Raw genomic sequence first — 1,588 nt, 5'->3', positions numbered from 1 at the left:
CTCGAGGCCTCGCGCATCGCCTGGGCCGCGTCCGGACGCAACGGCGGCTTCTGCGAGTCGAGCCTCACCCACGGCCACGAGAACGGGGTGAATCGCTGGCCGGAGGAGATCGACCGACTCGAAGAGCTGGGCCACGCGAACCTCGATGGCATCGGCGAGACGATCCAGCGGTACGGCATGGATGCGGAGTTCGAGCGCACGGGCCAGCTGGCCGTCGCCGTCGAGCCGCACCAGGTCGAGTGGTTCCGCGATGAGCCGGGCTTCCTCGACCGAAAAGCCGTGCGGGCCGAGGTGCACTCCGACACCTTCCTGGCCGGGGACTGGGACCGCGACGGCTGCGCGCTGGTGCACCCCGCCAAGCTCGGCGTGGAGCTGGCCCGCGTCGCCGCCGACCTGGGGGTGGAGATCTACGAGCACAGCCTGGTGCGCGGGATCGAGGGCGACGGATCGGGACCGATCACCCTGGTGACCCCGAACGGCAGGGTGGTCGCCGATGCCGTGGCCCTCGGCACGAACGTGTTCCCCTCGCTCCTCAAGCGCAACCGCCTGATGACCGTGCCCGTGTACGACTACGTGCTGATGACCGAGCCGCTCACCACCGAACAGCTGGCATCGATCGGCTGGTCGAACCGCCAGGGCCTCGCCGACAGCGCGAACCAGTTCCACTACTACCGGCTCACGGGCGACAACCGCATCCTGTTCGGCGGCTACGACGCGGTCTACCACTTCGGCGGCAAGGTGCGGCCGGAGTACGAGGACCGCATCGAGAGCCACCGCCGGCTCGCCTCGCACTTCTTCACCACCTTCCCGCAGCTGGAGGGTTTGCGCTTCACCCACCGCTGGGCCGGGGCGATCGACTCGTCGAGCCGCTTCTGCGCCTTCTTCGGCACCGCTCGCAAGGGCCGCGTCGCCTACGCGACCGGATTCACCGGTCTCGGCGTCGGCGCCGCGCGCTTCGCGGCCGACGTCATGCTCGACAAGCTGTCGGGGGATTCGACCGAGCGCACCGAGCTGCGGATGGTGCGCGAGAAGCCCATCCCCTTCCCGCCGGAGCCCGCCGCGTCGATCGGCGTCAACCTGGTGAGGGCCGCGATGAACCAGGCCGATCACAACGAGGGCAAGCGCAACCTGTTCCTCAAGACGCTCGACGCCGTCGGAATGGGCTTCGACTCGTGAACGGTCTCGCCGCAGGGGCGGGAGTGGATGCCGGCGCACTGGCACTCGATCACGAGCCGCTCCCTGCCGAAGAGGTGCTCGCCGGTTCGCCGACGAGCACCGTGCACGAGCTGGCGACGCTCGGCGGGATCGAGGTCGGCATCTGGGAGATGACCCCGGGCACCGCGACCGACACCGAGGCCGACGAGGTGTTCGTCGTGCTGTCCGGCCGCGCCACGATCGCGTTCGCCTCATCCGGCCTCCCCGACCTCGAGGTCGGCCCCGGCTCGGTGGTGCGCACTCTGCACGCCCTGGCCGATGGGCTCCAGGCCGCGTGGATGCTCGATCCGTCCCTCGACATGGCCGCCGAGATCGAGCAGTTCCTCGTGCTGCTGCGTCCGTCCTGACGACCCGCGTCAGTCGAGCGTCGTCG

General features: G+C 69.9%; 2 protein-coding genes. Both read left to right on the top strand.

Annotated elements, in window-relative coordinates:
- The coding region (locus KZA10_RS14695) for an FAD-binding oxidoreductase (protein WP_218683255.1) at nt 1-1,176 on the top strand (1,176 nt) is incomplete at its 5' end.
- Nucleotides 1,173-1,562: a cupin domain-containing protein gene (locus KZA10_RS14690; protein WP_218683254.1), complete on the top strand. Its 390-nt coding sequence runs from the start codon at nt 1,173-1,175 to the stop codon at nt 1,560-1,562. The genes KZA10_RS14695 and KZA10_RS14690, both read left to right, overlap by 4 nt.
- Nucleotides 1,563-1,588: the final 26 nt, after the last annotated feature.

This window comes from Microbacterium sp. BF1 (genome assembly GCF_019279095.1).
Classification (GTDB): Bacteria; Actinomycetota; Actinomycetes; order Actinomycetales; family Microbacteriaceae; genus Microbacterium; species Microbacterium maritypicum.
This window is presented reverse-complemented; position numbering and strand designations above follow the sequence as displayed.